Here is an 18,492-nt window from a genome sequence, read left to right on the forward strand (position 1 = left end):
TCACTACTGGTGCTTTTTTTTGGCCTGAATAAACCCCTTCGCGACGTTTGTGGGAGGGCGGTATTACTTATCGACTAATGCCTAGGGATAAGGTTTTTTTGCATTGTTATAGTTGTGAAATAAACTTTTACAAGTTTCAGGTGTGACGCTGAAATATCATGTTTTTGATCATGGGTTATTCATTCGGTGAGTGTCCATGGGGCGCTCGATTATCATGCCGTTATAATTGATTTCTCGGTTGTGTGTATTCGGTTTGTCGTGGCTTCCCTCATTAAACACCCATGTTTATTGCGTGTTTACATTTCTCTTTGATGTTGACTACTGCCTCGCTAGTATCGGTTTTGCGAGCGTTGTCATGGTTGCTGCGTCTCGATAACTTCCGCCGAAGCGTTGTACTTTCAAAGTTGTGCAGGTGTGTCAGAGATGGCTAGCGAATGGATGCGTACATCGGGTTTCCCAGGGCTATCGGCCTTATCGAACGAGGCCGCCCTGGAACTTGAAAAAGCCCGCATCCTGGCCCGTCACCTCTCCCGGTTGCTCGACCTCTGGGCTGCGATGCAGTCCAGCCCAAGGCCCGGGCAGGCTTATTCTGACGCCAAGGATGTGCCACCTCATTCGGTGTCAGCGTGTTGCAAGCGCACGCGTGTGGGTCTGCAATGTCGTGAAGAAACCGGCGTCGGTTGATCGCTGTAAATCCTGACCAGTCCTATATAAACGCAAAAAGAGTTTCGTGCTCGGCGGTAACTACCGTCGTGGGCATTCGCTCGCGCTGAAATACGTGTGTCCATATAAAAAACGGGTGAGAGATGAAAAACATAACTATTGTCGACAAGGCAACGGGGACGGCGACAGAGCATGCCTTTGGCAACGCCAGCCTCAAGGGAACCAGCATTGTAAAACTGCCGTTCGGACAAGAAAGCGTTCAATCGTTTCAACAGTCCGGCCAAAACCTGGTGGTCACTCTGAAGTCTGGAGAAACCATCACCATTCAGAACTTTTTTGTGGTGGGAGCCGACGGCTCCGCTAACCAACTGGTACTGGAAAATGCCGACGGAACATTGTTGCTCGGCAACTATTCCACGCCGTATTCGGGTTTCAACTTCACCGAAATCTCGACCCTGGACGACCTGGGTGTGGCAGCCATTGCCGCTGACAGTGCGGTGCCGGACTGGGTGCTGTGGGGCTTGGGCATCCTCGCCGTCGGCGGTACCGCCGCGGCATTGAGCGGTGGTGGCGGTGGTGGTGGCCATCATCATCAAACGCCAGTTCCTGCACCCGGTGCTGCGACCGGTTTATCGGTCAACAGCGCGGGCACGGTGGTCAGCGGTAAAGGTCAGCCTGGCACCACAGTCACGGTCAAGGATGCCGCCGGTAACGTACTGGGCACAGGCACTGTGGGTACCGACGGCAACTTCCAGGTCAACCTGGACAAGCCGCAAACCAATGGCGAAACCCTGCAAGTCGTCCTCAAGGATGCCGCGGGTCAGGAATCGCAACCTGCGTCTGTGGTAGCGGGTGATACAACCGCCCCCGCCGCACCGAACGGTTTGGCCGTCAGTGCAGACGGTACAACCGTCAGCGGTAAGGGCGATCCTAATTCGACCGTGATCATCAAGGATGCCAATGGCGAGGTCCTCGGCACCGGCACCGTGGATGCTGAAGGCAACTTCCAGGTCACCCTGGGAGCTGCGCAAACCAATGGCGAAACCCTGCAAGTCACCCTCAAGGATGCTGCCGGCAATGAATCGTCCGCCAGCCCCGTGGTGGCGGGCGACAGCACCGCCCCGGATGCGCCGACCAACCTGGTGATCAGTGCCGATGGCGCAACTGTCAGCGGTAAAGGTGAACCGAACGCTGCCGTGAGCATCAAGGATGCCAGCGGCAACGTGATCGGTACGGGCACCGTCGGCGCGGATGGCAATTTCCAGGTTTCGCTCGACACACCCGCGTCCGAAGGCGAAAGCCTGGCGATCACGCTCAAAGACGCTGCCGGCAATGAGTCGGCTCCGGGTGCGCTGGTTGTCGCCGATATTGAGACACCGCTTGCGCCCCGCAACCTGGCAATCAGTGACGAGGGTGACACGCTCAGCGGTGAAGGCGCCGCGGCCCACAAAGTCATCATCCTCAACGATGCTGGTGAAGTGGTCGGCAGCGGAACAGTGGCAGATGACGGAACATTCCTGGTGCAACTGAACTCGCTGCACATCAATGGCGAGCGGCTACGCGTGTTCCTGCGCAACTTCTCGGGCAAGGAATCCCTGCCAGGCATCGTCATCGCGGGGGACACCATCGCCCCGGATGCCCCAACAAACCTGGTGGTTGGCGAAGATGGCAGCACCGTCACCGGCAAGGGCGAACCGCGCGCGACCGTTACCGTGAAAGACGCCGATGGCAACGTGATCGGCACTGGCACGGTCGGCGACGACGGTAATTTTCAAGTCACCCTGGATCCGCTTCAGGTTAACGGCGAAACACTGGCTGTCACATTGACCGATGCAGCAGGCAACGAGTCTGTTCCGGCTTCTGTGATCGCTGTTGATATTGATGATACGGACGCTGATGCGGATGCGGATGCGGATGCCGACGCTGATGCTGATGCTGATGCGGATGCCGACGCTGATGCTGATGCGGACGCCGACGCCGACGCTGACGCGGATGCTGATGCCGACGCCGACGCCGACGCCGACGCCGACGCCGACGCCGACGCTGATGCCGATGCGGACGCTGATGCGGATGCCGACGCTGATGCTGATGCGGACGCCGATGCTGACGCGGATGCTGATGCTGATGCTGATGCTGATGCCGACGCCGATGCTGATGCTGATGCTGATGCTGATGCTGATGCTGATGCTGATGCTGATGCTGATGCCGACGCCGACGCCGACGCCGATGCGGACGCTGACGCTGACGCTGACGCTGATGCGGATGCGGATGCCGATGCTGACGCGGATGCCGATGCTGATGCTGATGCTGACGCGGATGCGGATGCCGACGCCGACGCTGATGCTGATGCGGATGCCGATGCCGATGCCGATGCCGATGCAGATGCTGACGCCGACGCCGACGCCGACGCGGATGCCGATGCCGATGCGGACGCTGATGCGGATGCGGATGCCGATGCCGATGCCGATGCTGATGCTGATGCTGATGCTGATGCGGACGCTGATGCGGATGCGGATGCCGATGCCGATGCCGATGCTGATGCTGATGCTGATGCGGACGCCGATGCTGATGCCGACGCTGATGCTGATGCTGATGCTGATGCTGATGCTGATGCTGATGCTGATGCTGATGCTGACGCTGATGCTGATGCTGATGCTGATGCTGATGCTGACGCTGACGCTGATGCTGATGCTGATGCCGATGCCGATGCCGATGCCGATGCCGACGCTGATGCTGATGCTGATGCTGATGCTGATGCTGATGCTGACGCGGATGCTGATGCGGACGCCGATGCTGATGCCGACGCTGACGCTGACGCTGACGCTGATGCTGATGCTGACGCTGATGCTGATGCTGACGCTGACGCTGACGCTGACGCTGATGCTGACGCTGATGCTGATGCTGACGCTGACGCTGACGCTGACGCTGATGCTGATGCTGATGCTGATGCCGATGCCGATGCCGATGCTGATGCGGACGCCGATGCTGATGCCGACGCTGACGCTGACGCTGATGCGGATGCTGACGCGGATGCCGATGCCGATGCGGACGCTGACGCTGATGCGGATGCGGATGCCGACGCGGATGCCGACGCTGACGCTGATGCTGATGCCGATGCGGATGCTGACGCGGATGCCGATGCCGATGCCGACGCGGACGCGGACGCGGACGCGGATGCTGATGCCGATGCCGATGCCGATGCCGATGCGGACGCTGACGCTGACGCTGATGCCGACGCCGACGCCGACGCCGACGCCGACGCTGATGCCGATGCTGATGCGGACGCCGATGCTGATGCCGATGCTGATGCCGATGCCGATGCCGATGCCGATGCCGACGCGGATGCGGATGCTGACGCCGATGCTGATGCCGATGCCGATGCCGATGCCGATGCTGACGCTGACGCTGACGCTGACGCTGACGCTGATGCGGATGCGGATGCGGATGCTGATGCGGACGCCGACGCCGACGCCGACCTCGAAGCCTTCGACGACCTCGCCACCGGCGAAGTAACCATCAAACCCGTAACATCCAACACCGGCCTGGCCGATATGCGCGTGTTCACCCTGTTGGGTGTCGGCGGCATCATTCTGGGCGATCACACCAAGCAGCAGGAGTTCTCGGTTGCCGAGGGTTCCAGCGGAACGCTGAACCTGCAGTTTGCCCAGGCCGACCTGGTCTCGCTGTTGGGCGGTGGCTTCACTGCGACGCTGGAAGTGAGCGACGGTGCCGGTGGATGGTTGCCGGTGCAGCAAGGCAGCAACGGTTCGGGCTTGCTCGACCTGTTGGGGCTGTTCGGACAAAGCTCCAGCGCCAAAATCGAAGGCCTGGAAGCCGGGCAGTATCGCTTTACCCTCAAGCTCGACCCCAACCTGGTCAGCGTTGGTGCAGGGGCCACGGCCAAGTTGAGCGTCACCAATGACAGCCTCACCGACTTCACCGGGGAAGCAGGGCCGGATGTCACCGGCAACGTCATCACCGACCCGGGCATTGGCGGTAAACCGGATGAACCGGGAACCGGCGGGCCAGTGAAGGTGCAGGTCGAGGTCAACGGCGAATTCGTCGATGCCGACGCCACCACCGGCACGGTGCTGCAGGGCCAATATGGTCAGCTGACCATCTTCGCCAACGGCGAGTACAAGTACACCCCGAACGGCGATGTCGCCAGCATCGGCAAGGTGGATGCCTTCGAGTATCACCTGGTCAATGGTGCCGGTGCTTCGGCCTCGGCAACCTTGTATGTGCGTATCGACAGCCCGAGTGTCAACGTGGACTGGAGCGCTACCGATCCATCTGCGCCCGGCGTGATCAACACGGTTGCCAATGATGACCTGGGTTCGGCGCAGATCGACATCGTCAACCTGGTCACCCAGGCCGACCTGGCGACCCTGAGCTACAACCTGGCACTGCTCGGCAGCAGTACGGGTACGGGTGCCGAGATCAACGTTGCCACGGGCACGACCGCAGAGCTTGCGATCAACGTCACCGTCACCGGCATTGCGTTGTTGCCAGGCACGACCGTCAATCTGCAGAAGTTCATCGGTAACGAATGGGTCACGCAGCAGACCACTACCCAGGCGAACCACACGTTCCAAGGGTTGGATGCCGGGACCTATCGCGTGACCGGGACGACCGGTGCCGTGCTGTCGCTGAGTGCGCTGCACATTGCGCAGAAGCTCACTACCACCTCCCTCACGGAGTTCGTGACCGGTGCAATGAGCAATGCGACTGGCAACCTGCTGTCCGACAGCTTGTCCGGGCCGGATGTCCTCGGTTCGCCGCTGACGGTACTCAGTGTGCTGGTCAACGGGGTCTATGTGATTCCTGGGCAAACGGGGACGAAAATCAACGGTGACCACGGCACATTGACCGTGTTTGCCGATGGTAAGTACGTCTACACCCCGCATGCCGGGCTGACGCTGGACGAGATTGGCCAGGTGGATAAATTCACCTACAAGCTCACCACGCCAACCGGCCAGGAAGACACCGCCGACCTCTACGTGCGCATCGACTCGCCGGATCGCGACCTGGTCTGGGACGACGCCAACCCGGGTGCGCCAGCCACTGAAGGTGCCGGCATTGCCGCTGCCCACAGTGCGGTGGACCAGGCGGCGGATGACGGCGCCAACGTTGACGGCGATCACCACGATGCCGTGGTGGCCGACGACACCGACTTCACCCATGTCGATGCTGGCGCGGGTGCAGACGGGTTGTTGTGGGAAGGCGGCGATGCAGCCATCAACCTCACCGACCTGATTGGCACAGTCAACGGGGTGCACAGCATCGACCTGAACGATGTCAGCGCCGTCGACCTGACCCTGAGCCTCGAAGACCTGGTGTCCATCACCGGGCCTGAGTCGGATCGCTTGATGATCCAGGGCGACGATCAGGACAGCGTGCACCTGACAGGTGACTGGAGCGCCGGTGCGACCCAGGTAGAGAACGGTCTTGAGTACGTGATCTACACCAGTCCGGAAGATGAAACCCATCAGCTCTGGGTACAGAGCGGCATCAGCGTGGTGTAACGCCACCCCTGCCGGCCGGGCCGCGAGGCCCGGTTTTCCCTACCAACGGTAATGCAGCGATGGGCCCTGACGTCAGTCACGGTCCGTTGTTGTACTCATCAGGTTTGACAACAGTCAGGTGACTAGCAGTGAGGCAAAAGAGTTTGGCCAAGCAGCTGTCTGCCGTAATTCTGGCAGTCGCAATGATCGCGCCCGAGCGTGCGCCGGTCATGGCAGCGTCGTATATCGACGATGAAGAACGCGTCAACATCATCAGCCCGAGCAACCTGGGCACACATTTACCCGGCGGGCCAACGGGCGTCAGCGCACCGGTGGCACCCGAGCACGTCATACCGAGCAACCTTGACCTGACACGCGCCATTCAACTGGCGGTGGAATGGCACCCGGCAATTTCCGAGGCGATCGGCCAGCTGTACCAACAAAACGAGAACGTGAACATCGCCCGTTCCGGTTATTACCCGCAAGTCAGCGGCGGCTTCAACTCCGGCTACGACAGCGGCCTCAGGGGCAACGGCCAGAGCCGTGCGTTTTCGTTGTCGGCGTCGCAGATGCTCTACGACTTCGGCAAGGTCTCAAGTTCTGTCGACAGTGCGCTGGCGCGGGTCAGTGCCAGCCAGGCGTCGGTGTTGCTGTCGATCGATCAGGTGGCGCGCGATACCTCGTTCGCCGTGATCGAACTGCAGCGCTCGCAGTTGCTGGTGCAACTGGCTCGCGAGCAAATCGACGGCATTTCGGCGATTGCAGAGCTGGCCAAAAAGCGCAGCGACATGGGCGCCAGCACCCGTTCGGACCTGATCCAGGCCCGCTCGCGGGTCGAGGCCTCGGTGGCGACGCAATTGCAATTCACCGCGCAATTCAATCGCTGGCGCAGCACGTTGAGCAGCCTGCTTGGGTCGCAGGCGCCAGTGAGCGTGGCGCATGGTTTTCCGGCAAGCCTGGAGCAATCCTGCGTGGGCGTGGTACCCGATGCGGCAGTCACGCCGACCCTGCTGATCGCCCAGGCGCAGCGTGTCGATGCGCTGGCGCTGATTGCACAAGCCCGTGCCGAGGCGTTGCCGACCGTGTCGCTGGACCCGTCCATCACGCACTACCTGGACAACAACGACGACAGCAACGTCCCCGGCGGCCGCGACCGTACCCGTTATGGCGTATTTCTCAACGTGAAAATGCCGCTGTACCAGGGCGGCGCAATCACCGCCCGCAAATCCGCCGCGCAACAGGCCCTGCGTTCCGCCGATGCCGCCAACGACGCCGCGCGCCTTGCGGTTCGCCAGGGGTTGCTGGAGGCGCGGGATCAAATCTCAAGCCTCAGCCAGCGACTATCCACCCTGGATTTTCGTGAGCGCAGCATCTCCGAAACCCGCGACCTGTATCGCCAGCAGTACCTCGAACTGGGCACACGGCCGTTGCTCGACCTGCTGAATGCCGAGCAGGAAATTCACCAGGCACGCATGGACCGGGAAAACACCGCCGCTGACCTGCGCCGCCTGAAAATCGATTGCCTCTACAACACGGGCGCACTGCGCACGGCGTTCCACCTGGACAACAGCACCCTGCAAGGTGTGGAGATTCGGCCATGAATGATGCTGTGATGCTTGCGGACGAAACCAACGCAGTACAAACACCGCTGAACCCGGCGCCCGCAGTGGATTATGACGTGTGGCTGGAGGCCGTCCTGAGCGTGGCCCGGCATTACCGCCTGGAATGCTCGGCCCAAAGCGTGCGCATCGCCGCACAATGGACCGAAGGCGCTTCGGTGGAAGAGGTGGTACGGCAGATGGCCCGCCAGGCGGGGTTGAACTGCGTGATTGCCGACTTCAGCGAAACCACGCTGATGCAGCGCCAATTACCGGTGGTGCTGCAATTTGCCGACGGCCAGGTGGGTGTGCTCGAAACCCTCGGCGACGGCGACAACCTGGGCATCGCCTACAGCGGCGACGGCGGCCTGCAAAGCCGGCTCACCCGCCAGGACCTGTTGGAGCAAGCGCGCAAGAGCGTGATTCTGCGACCCATGGCGGCAGTGCGTGACCGGCGTGTCGACGACTACATCAAGCCTTACGAGAAGGCGTGGTTCAAAAACATCGTGCTGCGCGACCTGCGGCCCTATGGCTATGTGATGCTCGCGTCGCTGGTCACCAGCGTGCTGGGGTTGGCCGGGGTACTGTTTTCGATGCAGGTGTACGACCGGGTGATCCCGGCCGAATCCATGCCCACCCTGTATGTGCTGTTTGGCGGGGTGATGCTGGCGCTGGTGTTTGATTTCATCATGCGCATCACCCGTGTGCGCATCACCGACATGCTCGGCAAACGCGCGGATCTGCGCGTTTCCGACCTGGTGTTCGGGCATGCCATTCGCTTGCGTAACAGCGCCCGGCCGAAGTCCACCGGCTCGTTCATTTCGCAGCTCAAGGAACTGGAACAACTGCGTGAGCTGATCACCTCCAGCACCGCCACGGCGCTGGCGGATCTGCCGTTCTTCCTGCTGTTTCTGGTGATCTACTGGTTGATCGCCGGCCCGCTGGTGGCGGTGCCAATGGTGGCTGTGCTGTTCCTGATAGTGCCCGGGCTGTTTGCGCAGAAAAAACTCGCGGCACTGGCGAATGAGTCGATGCGTGAAAGCTCGTTGCGCAGCGCCATGCTGGTGGAGACCATACAAGGCCTGGACGACATCAAGGCGTTGCAGGCCGAACAGCGCTTCCAGCAACAATGGAATCACTACAACGCCACCTGCGGCGACGCCAGCCTGCGCCTGCGCATGCTCACCAACAAACTGGTGGCCTGGAGCAACAATGTGCAGGGCTCGGTGTTTGCCGTGGTGGTGGTGTTCGGTGCGCCCATGGTCATGGCCAGCGACATGACCACCGGTAGCCTTGTCGCGGCGTCGATCCTGGCGTCGCGGATGATGGCGCCGATGTCCCAGATCACCCAGGTGCTGACGCGCTGGCAGCAGGCCAAGGTTGCGCTGCAAGGCCTGAACCGGATCATGGAATTGCCGGTGGACCATCCCGAGGGCAGCAAGCGCGTGCACCTGCCGGTGATCAAAGGCCAATACGCGCTGAGCCAGGCCACGTTCCAGTATTCCGACGATGCCCCCGTGCCGGCGCTGCGTGTGGCCGACCTGAAGATCCAGCCGGGCGAGCGCATCGCGATTCTGGGGCGTAACGGCGCGGGTAAATCCACGCTGTTGCAGGCATTGGCCGGGATGCTCGACCTCAAGGCTGGCACCATCAGCCTGGATAGCGTTGCCCTCAGCCACATCGACCCCGCCGACGTGCGCCGCGACGTGGGGCTGATGACACAAAACTCGCGGCTGTTCCACGGCACGCTGCGCGACAACCTGATCATGGGGGCGCCGCATGCCAGCGATCAGGAAATCCTCCAGGCCCTGGCGCTGACCGGTGCGGGCGACTTCATCGGCAAGTTCGCCGACGGCCTGGACCACATGATCCTGGAAGGTGGCCTGGGCCTGTCGGGCGGGCAGCGTCAGTCGCTGCTGCTGTCGCGGCTGATGATTCGCCAGCCGCATATCGTGTTGCTCGACGAGCCCACCGCGTCCCTGGATGAAGCGACCGAGCGCCAGTTGATCCACAACCTCGACCGCTGGGCAGCCCACCGCACGCTGATTATCGCCACGCACCGCATGAGTGTATTGAGCCTGGTGAATCGGGTGATCGTTGTCGACAACGGCCAGATCATCGTCGATGACAGCAAAGCCAACGCGATTGCGCGCCTGTCCAAACCGAAGGGGAAAACCCAGTGAAAAACCCTGCGCCGAAAACCATACCCCTGCTCGCCACCGAAGACGAAGGCGCCCGGCATACCCACGACGGCGTGGATGAACGCACCGTGGTGCGCGCCACGCGCGTGGTGGGTTGGGTGTTTGTCATGCTGATTGCGTTTGGTGCCTGGGCCTACTTTTTTGAAGTGGACGAAGTCTCGACGGGCAGCGGCAAAGTCATCCCGACCTCGCGTGAGCAAATCATCCAGTCGCTGGAAGGCGGCATCGTCACGGAATTGAATGTGGGGGAGGGCGATATCGTCAAAAATGGCCAGACGTTGGCCAGGCTTGACCCGACCAAGACCGAATCCAACTTTGATGAAAGTGCCGCCAAGTACCGGGCGTCGCTGGCCAGCGTCGCGCGTTTGCAGGCCGAGGTAGACGGTAAACCGTTACTGTTCCCCCCGGAGCTTGAGCGTTACCCCGCACTGGTGCGCGCCGAAACCGACCTGTTCAACACTCGGCGCAAGGGCCTCGAAGAATCGTTGGCCGGCGTGCGATCGTCGCTCGGGCTGGTGCGTAGCGAGCTGGAAATCACCGAAAACCTGGCCAAGGTCGGCGCCGCCAGCAACGTTGAGGTGTTGCGCCTCAAGCGCCAAAAGGCCGAGCTGGAGTTGAAACTGACCCAGGCCCGCTCCGAGTATATGGTGCGGGCCGGTGAGGACCTGGCGAAGGTCAATGCCGACGTCGAGACGCTGTCGTCAGTCATGCGCGGGCGCTCCGACTCGGTGACCCGCCTGACCCTGCGCTCGCCGGTGCGCGGTATTGTCAAGGGGATCGAGGTCACCACCATCGGCGGGGTTATCCCGCCCAACGGGCGCCTGATGCAGATTGTGCCCCTGGATGAGCAGTTGTTGATCGAGGCGCGTATCTCCCCGCGAGACATCGCCTTTATCCATCCCGACCAGGTGGCCAAGGTCAAGATCACCGCCTACGACTACGCCATTTATGGCGGCATGGACGGCAAGGTCGTGACCATTTCTCCGGACACTATCCAGGACGAGGTCAAGCCAGAAGTTTTTTACTACCGAGTGTTCATCCGCACCGACGCTGACACCTTGAAAAACAAGGCCGGCAAGTCGTTTTCGATTGTGCCTGGGATGATTGCCTCGGTGGATATCAAGACCGGCCAGAAAACCGTGCTCGACTATTTGATCAAGCCCATGAACCGTGCGCGGGAGGCCTTGCGCGAGCGTTAGGCGAGGTGGCTGTGGCCAGGTTTGCGTTGTGGTGGATGCTGTTGTGGGCCGGCGTGCCGGGCGCGTGGGCCCTGAGTGAGGGGTCGACACCGTTGCTTTGGAACACCCCGGCCGACCAGTCGACCTGCAACCAGGTCGACTCTGCACTCTGGGTCGAGTTGGCCGGGGGCGATGAGTGCATTCGCTATTTTTCCGGGGCGGTGCTGAGCCGTGCGCCCGTGGTGATCGTGATGTTTCATGGCGACCGCAACGTGGAAATGCACCGCTCGCCCGAGTCGATCCGTGGCAATACCCTGGCCGCCAAGGCCAGGCAGGCCAAGGCCCTGAGCCGGCGTGCGGGCGTACCGGTGGTGATTGTGGCGCGACCTGGCACCTACGGTTCCAGCGGCAACCATGGGCAGCGGCGCCAGGCGCGGGAATTCATTGTGCTGGACGCTGCGCTCAACGAGCTGCGCAAGCGTTACGGCATCGGGCAGTTTGTGTTGCTGGGGCACAGCGGCGGCGCCACGGTGGCCGCGGCGTTGTTGACCTTGGGGCGTACCGATGTGAAGTGTGCAGTGATGACTTCCGGAGCGTTTGCCCTGGTGCAGCGCGCGCAGATGTTGCGTCAAAGCAAAGGCCTGCCTTCGCGTCCGGGACGCGACACCAATGGTTTATTGCACCCCTACGATCCCCTGGAGCACATGGCCGGCATTGCCGTTGCGCCTGCGCGGCAGTTGTTCGTGATTGGCAGCGTGGATGACCAGGTAACCCCATTTGTGTTGCAGGAGCGTTTTTACCGGGCGTTGATTCGCGCCGGGCATCAGGCGCAGTTGGTCAAGGCGCAGGGTGTGCCTGCGATGTTTCACCAACTGCGCAATGACATTGGCCTGAAGACAGCAGCGGGCTGCGCGGGCTAACCCGCCGGCACCGCCTGTTCGGTCGTGTTCAGCCAATCACAGATCTGCGACAACCCGGTACCACCGGAGCTTTTCACCAGTACCCAATCCCCCGCCTGGAACCACTGGCCGGGGTGGCGCGCCAACGCCTGGCCTAATGCCGTGGCATCCTCGAACCACTGCACTGATAGCTCACTGCGCAGCACCCGGTACACCTCATGCATCAGCGGTCCGCACAGCACCAAATGCCGGGGCGCCGCCGCGCGCAGCGAGTCAGCCAGTTCCAGGTGGTAGCGCTGGGCGTCGGGGCCCAGTTCCAGCATGTCACCCAACACTACTACCCGGTGCCGCGAGGCCACGGGCAGGTCGGCCATCGAGCGCAAGGCCGCAGCCATCGAGCCGGGGTTGGCGTTGTACGCATCGTTTATCAGCTGGAAATGCCCGTCGGTGCATTTGATCGAGCGGATATTGCCGCGACCTTCCACCGGTTGGAAGCCGGTCAGCACTTCCAGTGCCTGGTCGGCGTCAAGCCCCGCGGCGAACAGCGACGCCAGCACCCCCAGCGCGTTGAGCACCATGTGTCGGCCGCGAGCACTCAGGCTGAAATCCAGCCGTTGCGTGTCACGTTGCGCGGTGACGTAGACCCGGTCGGCCTCGCTGCACACGTCGAGCAGGCGCACATCGGCATCAGCGTGTTCGCCATAGCTGGTCACGTGCAAGCGCGCGACTTCGGCGGCCTGGGCGAACACCTCGTAGTGCGGCATATCGCGGCACAGCACCGCGTGCCCACCCGGTGCCATCGAGCGGAAGATCGCGCTCTTTTTACGCGCCAGGTTTTCCAGGGTGCCATGGTATTCCAGGTGCGCCGGAGCCAGCCCGGTCACGATAGCAATGTGTGGGCGCACCAGCTCCGAGTTAATCGGCATGCGGCCCACGGCCATTTCCAATACCCAGAATTTGGCCAGCCGGGGCATGCTCGCCAGGTTCCAGGCGATCCCATGGGGCAGGTTGGCGTTGGCCTCGGTGTGGCCCACTTCGCCCCAGTGTTTCAGGGCGTGGCCGAGCATGGCGACCACGGTGGTTTTACCGAAGCTGCCGGTGACGCCGAACACCTGGCCAGTGAATCGCTGCCTGGCGTATCGACCCATTTGCAGCATGGCCTCGCTGGTATCGGCGACCTGTAACACCGGCAGGCCGCTGTCCAGGTAGGGCGTCGGGTCTACACACAAGAACGCCGAGGGGCGTCGCTCAGGAATGGCCTGGGCCCAGCGCAGCGCCGACTGCACTTCGTTCGGTCCCACCTTGCTGGGGTGCCGATTGAGCATGCGCTGGGGTTTGAAAAACTGCATGGACGGCGTCAAACCCGACGTGTACCAACCGGGCGGCGGCTGTTTGGCCCAGGTGCCGTGTGTCACCCGAGCCAGGGTGTTGGCGTCCCAGACCCAGCCGAGGGGCGCTGCGTCCTGGGCCAGGCTCACTTGCGGCGCGCCGTCGAGCAGGTAGCGGTGGTAGGCAATCAGCCCCGAGAGGTAATGCTCCACGTCGTCGATGCGCACCCTGAACGCGTGGTGACGGATAAAAAACGAACCGGCAATGCGCGCAGGATTGGCGAAATACATCGCCGTTTCCGGCCAGAAATACCCGTTGAACAGATAGCGCGCACGATGATGCAGGGCGCGGTAAAACGCGTGCAGGTCGATCTCGGTGAGCAGGTGGCGCAATTGCGCTTGCTGGGCGATGCGTTCGAGCATCTGCTGCGCAGCCATCATCAATTCCAGTAGCGTCGGAAAGGTGGTGATGCGCTGTTGCACGAACCCCAGATAACCGGCGACGTTATTCAGGCCGAAGCGGAAATACTTTTCGTCAGGTCGGTAGCGGGTCAGTTCGTTCACGCAATAGCTGAGCCAGTGATCGTGCTCGCGCCAGTGCTGTTTTTCGATGAAGTAGTCGAAGGCTTTTTCCACCACGGTTAACCAGCGCTCATCGCCGGTGAGGCCGTAGAGGCGGATCAACCCGAACGCGGCCTCGCCGTCATAGTAGATGATCCGGAACGCCTCTTTGACGGTAAGGTCACGGCCATGCAAGACGTGCACGAAGGCGCCGGTGGTCGCGTCCTGCATCCAGGCCATGCCATTGGCCAGGGCTTCCAGCACGGGTAGGTAGTGGCGGGTGCCGGTGACTTCGCTGTATTTGACCAGCGCCAACAAACACACGGCATTGCCGCCCAGTTTGATCTCGTCACCGGTGTCCAGCAGATACGCCGCCACACTGCCGTCGGGCAGCACGTAGGACTTGATCAGTTCCTGGGTAAGGTAGGCCAGCGAGCGGTCGATGGCGGATTTAAGCGCCTCATCGCCGGTCAGTGCCCAGGCCTCGATCATCGAATAGGTGGTACTGGCGTGGCGCAGGGTGTTGTAGTTTTTTATCGCCCGGTCAAAGCACGGGAAGTAGCCGTAGACGAACTGGCCGCTGCCCTGCACCTGAGTGCTCAGGTAGCTTGCGGCGCTGATGATGCTCGCCTTTACCATGCCGGGCTCCAGCGCTGCGAGGGTGCGCCAGCCGGTTTCTGTCGGGCCAGGGTTCAGCGGGTGGGGCACGCCGTCTTCGGCACAAAAAACGCCCTTGGTGTCGAACAGGAACACGGGGGTCTCGGGTTCAAGTGTGGCGATCAGGTCGGCTGTATTGAGCCCGGTAAAACGGCGCCTGGCGTACACCGAAAAATTGCCGGCATTGAAGCTCGCGTGATTGATAGCGTTGCCGCCATACAGGATCGCGTTGGCGTTCAGTTCCTGTTCGGTGATCGCGATGTGCAGCGCCGCATCGAAGGCGATGCCGCGCCGGAAGTAATTACGCTTGTGGCGCTTGAAGCGCGCATTGAGTTCGGCCCAGGTGATGGCGGTTACGTTGATCGCGCATTCGACGCGTATCCATGAACGTTCGACGATGTTGCCTGACTGCGCACGGTCTCGTTCGTAGGCTCCCTGCAAGCGCTGCACACCGGTTTGCCAGGCGGCTTCGAAGTTATCTGCCGTGATATGAAAAACATGCGCGCGCTGGGTGCCGTCGCTCATGGAGAAAAACAAGGTACAGGGCTGCGCGGTGTCTGATGATACAGCAGGCCCATTCATTTCTTTGCTTAGATGAGCATAACAAGCAAGCCATTGCTGTTTCACAGGCATAGTTCATCACCAGTTTTTAACTTGGAGAGGGGGGCGCGCAGTGTTCATGATTAAACTGCGCGCCAGCTGATAAATAAGCAGAAAGTTATGCCGCACAGTTTTATAAAGGCAAATTAACCAGGCTTATATATCAAGAGCAGAGCGATGAATCCTCTTTCTCCGGCTCCAGCACGGAGGGCGGGACTTGGCTCTCGTATTGCTGGAGATGGTCACGAATCAGCTTGCGAATAACCTGAGAAATAGTAAGGTCAACTTCCTCGGACAGCGACTCCAGACGCTGCTTGGTCGGGAAGTCGATGAGAATGGTCAGACGTGTTGTTTTTTCAGGCATTTTCTTGATCCTTTTACAAAAGCGCGGTCTCGACTGCCGCGTGCAGTAAGTGCTGGAAGACGTGTGGAGTCCTTAGAACAAACCAATGGGGTAATCAACTGATTCATTGGAGTCTAATTCAAATCGCTGCGCGTTTTCCATCAATGTGCAGTGAAGGTTGCGATTATGTGAAGTTCTGCACCTTCTCCGTACCTCTTATTATCATCGGGTTATAATGCTATGAGATTCGAGTATAGACCGGTTGCAAGAAAGCTATCTTAAAGTGTAGGGGGTGTCAAAAGTCAATCTTATCTATAACTAAAGTAGTGGTTGTACTGTTTGGTGAGTTTGACTATGTATTTTGCGCATTACGTCATGAGATTTTTTCAAGAACTTGGTGCTCACAATATTCTGTCACAAAATACTAATTGATTGTTTTCGAATATCAAGGGTTGTTGTCACGAATAACAGCGATTGTTATTGGAAGAGGGGCAGGGAGGTGCTGCTTTTATCAGAAGGGCGCGACGGTCGTCGTTGAGGTAAAAGGGGCCAGGGCGACCCCTTTCCAGGAGGTGGGATCAGGCAAACACAAAATACTTACGCACCGTCTCGACCACTTCCCACGTCCCCTTCATCCCCGGCTCCACCACAAAGATATCCCCAGCCCGCAAATGGATCGGCTCCAGGCCGTCCGGGGTGATCACGCAGTAGCCTTCCTGGAAGTGACAGTATTCCCACTTCACATACTCCACCCGCCATTTGCCGGGGGTGCAGATCCAGGTGCCCATGATCTTGCTGCCGTCCTCGCTGGTGTAGGCGTTGAGGTTGACGGTGTGCGGGTCGCCTTCGAGTTTTTCCCATTTGCAGGCGTCCAGCACCGGCAGTGGATGGGTGTCGCGCAGTACGGTGATTGGCTTGGACATGATGATTCCGAGGCAGTGGAAGGTAAGTCCGAACCCTATCGCCTTGGGCGGCCCGCCAGTGGTCTGGACTCGACATCGGGATGCCCAGAAGCGCAGTCATTTGCACAGCCGTGAGTCACCGCCAACCTCTGTGGGAGCCGGGCTTGCCCGCGATGGCGGAGTGTCAGGCGATGGAAGGGCACGCTGTGCCGACCTCATCGCGGGCAAGCCCGGCTCCCACAGGGGATATTTGTTGTTTGAAGGATTGAGTCAGTACGAAATATCTGTGCGCCAATCAGCCATTTCCTCGCAGTAAGTGCGAAAGATTTCCCGCTTTGCGCTGGAATTCGCAAGAATATTTACAGCCGGCCCTCGTATCATTCACCCCAGTAACGACCGAGAGCCTTGAAATGAATCCAATAAAAACGTGGTGGGACATCAGCCCGCCCTTGAGCACCGCGACCCCGACCTGGCCGGGTGATACGCCGTTTCAGGAAGAGCGGGTCTGGCAGTTCGGCCCCGAGTGCCCGGTGAATGTCGGACGCATCACCCTGTCGCCCCACACCGGCGCCCATGTGGACGCGCCGTTGCACTACAGCGCGGACGGCGCGCCGATTGGCGAAGTGTCTCTGGATGTGTACATGGGCCCGTGCCGGGTGCTGCATTGCCTGGGCAGCGGCGCGCTGGTGCAGCCGCATCAGTTGGAAGGCCGCCTGGAAAACCTGCCGGAGCGTGTACTGTTGCGCACTTATCAACAGGCGCCGCTGGATGCCTGGGATTCGAATTTCACCGCCGTCGCCCCGCAAACGGTCGAGTTGCTGTTCAGCCTCGGTGTGCGCCTGATCGGTATCGACACACCGTCCCTGGACCCGCAGCAGTCCAAGACCATGGACTCCCACAACGCCGTCGCTCGGCATGGCATGGCAATTCTCGAAGGCATCGTCCTCGACGACGTGCCGGAGGGCGATTACGAGTTGATCGCGCTGCCGCTGCGTTTTGCCAACCTCGATGCCAGCCCGGTACGAGCCATTCTCCGCCCGCTCAAGGAGCCCACGCGATGAGCCAGTGTCCTTTCTCCCCTGACTACCAGCCGCCGGAAGAATGGCATAACGCCGAGCTGAATTTTTCCGAGTCCATGAGCTACGGCGACTACCTGGACCTGGGCAAAGTGCTCAGCGCCCAGCACCCGCTGTCGCCGGACCACAACGAGATGCTTTTCATCATCCAGCACCAGACCTCGGAGCTGTGGATGAAGTTGATGCTCCACGAACTCAAGGCCGCCCGCGAACACGTGCGCCTGGGTGAGCTGCCGCCGGCGTTCAAGATGCTGGCGCGGGTGTCGCGGATCTTTGACCAGTTGGTGCACGCCTGGGCGGTACTGGCGACCATGACGCCGTCGGAGTACAAGTCGATCCGCCCGTACCTGGGGCAGTCGTCGGGTTTCCAGTCGTTCCAGTACCGGGAAATCGAATTCATCCTCGGCAACAAAAGCGCGGCGCTGTTGCGGCCTCATGCCCACCGGCCGGAGTTGTTGAAGGAGCTGCAGGTGGCGATTGCCACGCCGTCGCTGTATGACGAGGCGATCAACCTGATGACCAAGGCCGGGCTGGCGATCGACCCCAAGCGCGCCGAACGCGACCCGACGGCGCCAACGGTTCACGATGATTCCGTGGAGGCGGCGTGGCGCGAGGTTTATCGCGATCCGAGCCGGTATTGGGACCTGTACCAATTGGCCGAAAAGTTTATCGACCTGGAAGATTCCTTCCGCCAGTGGCGCTTCCGCCATGTCACCACCGTGGAGCGGATCATCGGCTTCCAGCCTGGTACGGGCGGCACCGAAGGCGTGGGCTACCTGCGCAAGATGCTCGACACCGTATTGTTCCCCGAGCTGTGGCGAGTGCGTTCCACGCTGTAATCAAGGCCCAACAAAAAGCCCCGGTACTCATCAGTACCGGGGCTTTTCATTTGGAATACGATCAAAATGTGGGAGCGGGCTTGCTCGCGAAAGCGGTGTGTCAGTCAATACATCAGGTGACTGACACGACGCCTTCGCGAGCA

Annotated in this window: 10 protein-coding genes; 7 read left to right on the plus strand and 3 right to left on the minus strand. The window is 60.8% G+C overall.

Annotation, left to right across the window (positions count from 1 at the left end):
* Positions 1–806: 806 nt before the first annotated feature.
* From ACIOMR_RS18225 to ACIOMR_RS18245, 5 genes are all read left to right on the plus strand, one after another.
* A complete protein-coding gene (locus tag ACIOMR_RS18225; protein WP_401195623.1) occupies positions 807–6,188 on the plus strand; it encodes a BapA/Bap/LapF family large adhesin in 5,382 nt (1,793 codons plus the stop codon).
* A 182-nt stretch (positions 6,189–6,370) separates the two neighbouring features.
* Entirely contained in the window at positions 6,371–7,768 is a 1,398-nt protein-coding gene (locus tag ACIOMR_RS18230) for a TolC family outer membrane protein (RefSeq protein WP_177122299.1), read from the plus strand.
* The gene (locus ACIOMR_RS18235) at positions 7,765–9,948 is read left to right on the plus strand and encodes a type I secretion system permease/ATPase (RefSeq protein ID WP_401195626.1); all 2,184 of its coding nucleotides are present in this window, start codon (positions 7,765–7,767) and stop codon (positions 9,946–9,948) included. The genes ACIOMR_RS18230 and ACIOMR_RS18235 overlap by 4 nt, the downstream gene beginning before the upstream one ends.
* Positions 9,949–9,974: 26 nt before the next feature.
* Positions 9,975–11,165 (plus strand): HlyD family efflux transporter periplasmic adaptor subunit, encoded by a 1,191-nt coding sequence (locus ACIOMR_RS18240; RefSeq protein WP_087693464.1) that lies wholly within the window; start codon positions 9,975–9,977, stop codon positions 11,163–11,165.
* A 35-nt stretch (positions 11,166–11,200) separates the two neighbouring features.
* Positions 11,201–12,064 (plus strand): S9 family peptidase, encoded by an 864-nt coding sequence (locus ACIOMR_RS18245; RefSeq protein ID WP_003212336.1) that lies wholly within the window; start codon positions 11,201–11,203, stop codon positions 12,062–12,064.
* On the opposite strand, the gene ACIOMR_RS18250 is transcribed toward ACIOMR_RS18245, so the two are convergent.
* The 3 genes from ACIOMR_RS18250 to ACIOMR_RS18260 all read right to left on the minus strand — a co-directional run bounded on the left by ACIOMR_RS18250 (position 12,061) and on the right by ACIOMR_RS18260 (position 16,455).
* Entirely contained in the window at positions 12,061–15,114 is a 3,054-nt protein-coding gene (locus tag ACIOMR_RS18250; RefSeq protein ID WP_401195629.1) for a Mur ligase family protein, read from the minus strand. The two genes, ACIOMR_RS18245 and ACIOMR_RS18250, sit on opposite strands and share 4 nt — an antisense overlap.
* 238 nt (positions 15,115–15,352) lie before the next feature.
* Positions 15,353–15,553 carry a hypothetical protein gene (locus ACIOMR_RS18255; RefSeq protein WP_003212332.1) on the minus strand — a complete coding sequence of 67 codons (201 nt, stop codon included), beginning with the start codon at positions 15,551–15,553 and terminating at the stop codon, positions 15,353–15,355.
* A gap of 557 nt (positions 15,554–16,110) precedes the next feature.
* Positions 16,111–16,455: a cupin domain-containing protein gene (locus tag ACIOMR_RS18260; protein ID WP_003212331.1), complete on the minus strand. Its 345-nt coding sequence runs from the start codon at positions 16,453–16,455 to the stop codon at positions 16,111–16,113.
* A 389-nt stretch (positions 16,456–16,844) separates the two neighbouring features.
* Here ACIOMR_RS18260 and kynB point away from each other — a divergent pair, with 389 nt between their 5' ends.
* The gene (gene kynB, locus ACIOMR_RS18265) at positions 16,845–17,495 is read left to right on the plus strand and encodes an arylformamidase (protein ID WP_087693454.1); all 651 of its coding nucleotides are present in this window, start codon (positions 16,845–16,847) and stop codon (positions 17,493–17,495) included.
* Positions 17,492–18,349 carry a tryptophan 2,3-dioxygenase gene (gene kynA / locus ACIOMR_RS18270; RefSeq protein WP_008436669.1) on the plus strand — a complete coding sequence of 286 codons (858 nt, stop codon included), beginning with the start codon at positions 17,492–17,494 and terminating at the stop codon, positions 18,347–18,349. Before kynB ends, kynA begins: the two co-directional genes overlap by 4 nt.
* Positions 18,350–18,492 lie beyond the last annotated feature (143 nt).

The sequence above is a fragment of the Pseudomonas sp. NPDC087814 genome, assembly GCF_044742865.1.
GTDB lineage: Bacteria > Pseudomonadota > Gammaproteobacteria > Pseudomonadales > Pseudomonadaceae > Aquipseudomonas.

Coding starts and splice junctions, on each gene's coding strand:
- ACIOMR_RS18245 (WP_003212336.1), top strand. CDS start 11,201: ATGCTGTTGTGGGCCGGCGTGCCGGGCGCGTGGGCCCTGAGTGAGGGG.
- ACIOMR_RS18260 (WP_003212331.1), bottom strand. CDS start 16,455: ATGTCCAAGCCAATCACCGTACTGCGCGACACCCATCCACTGCCGGTG.
- ACIOMR_RS18255 (WP_003212332.1), bottom strand. CDS start 15,553: ATGCCTGAAAAAACAACACGTCTGACCATTCTCATCGACTTCCCGACC.
- kynA (WP_008436669.1), top strand. CDS start 17,492: ATGAGCCAGTGTCCTTTCTCCCCTGACTACCAGCCGCCGGAAGAATGG.
- ACIOMR_RS18235 (WP_401195626.1), top strand. CDS start 7,765: ATGAATGATGCTGTGATGCTTGCGGACGAAACCAACGCAGTACAAACA.
- ACIOMR_RS18225 (WP_401195623.1), top strand. CDS start 807: ATGAAAAACATAACTATTGTCGACAAGGCAACGGGGACGGCGACAGAG.
- ACIOMR_RS18230 (WP_177122299.1), top strand. CDS start 6,371: ATGATCGCGCCCGAGCGTGCGCCGGTCATGGCAGCGTCGTATATCGAC.
- kynB (WP_087693454.1), top strand. CDS start 16,845: ATGAATCCAATAAAAACGTGGTGGGACATCAGCCCGCCCTTGAGCACC.
- ACIOMR_RS18250 (WP_401195629.1), bottom strand. CDS start 15,114: ATGAGCGACGGCACCCAGCGCGCGCATGTTTTTCATATCACGGCAGAT.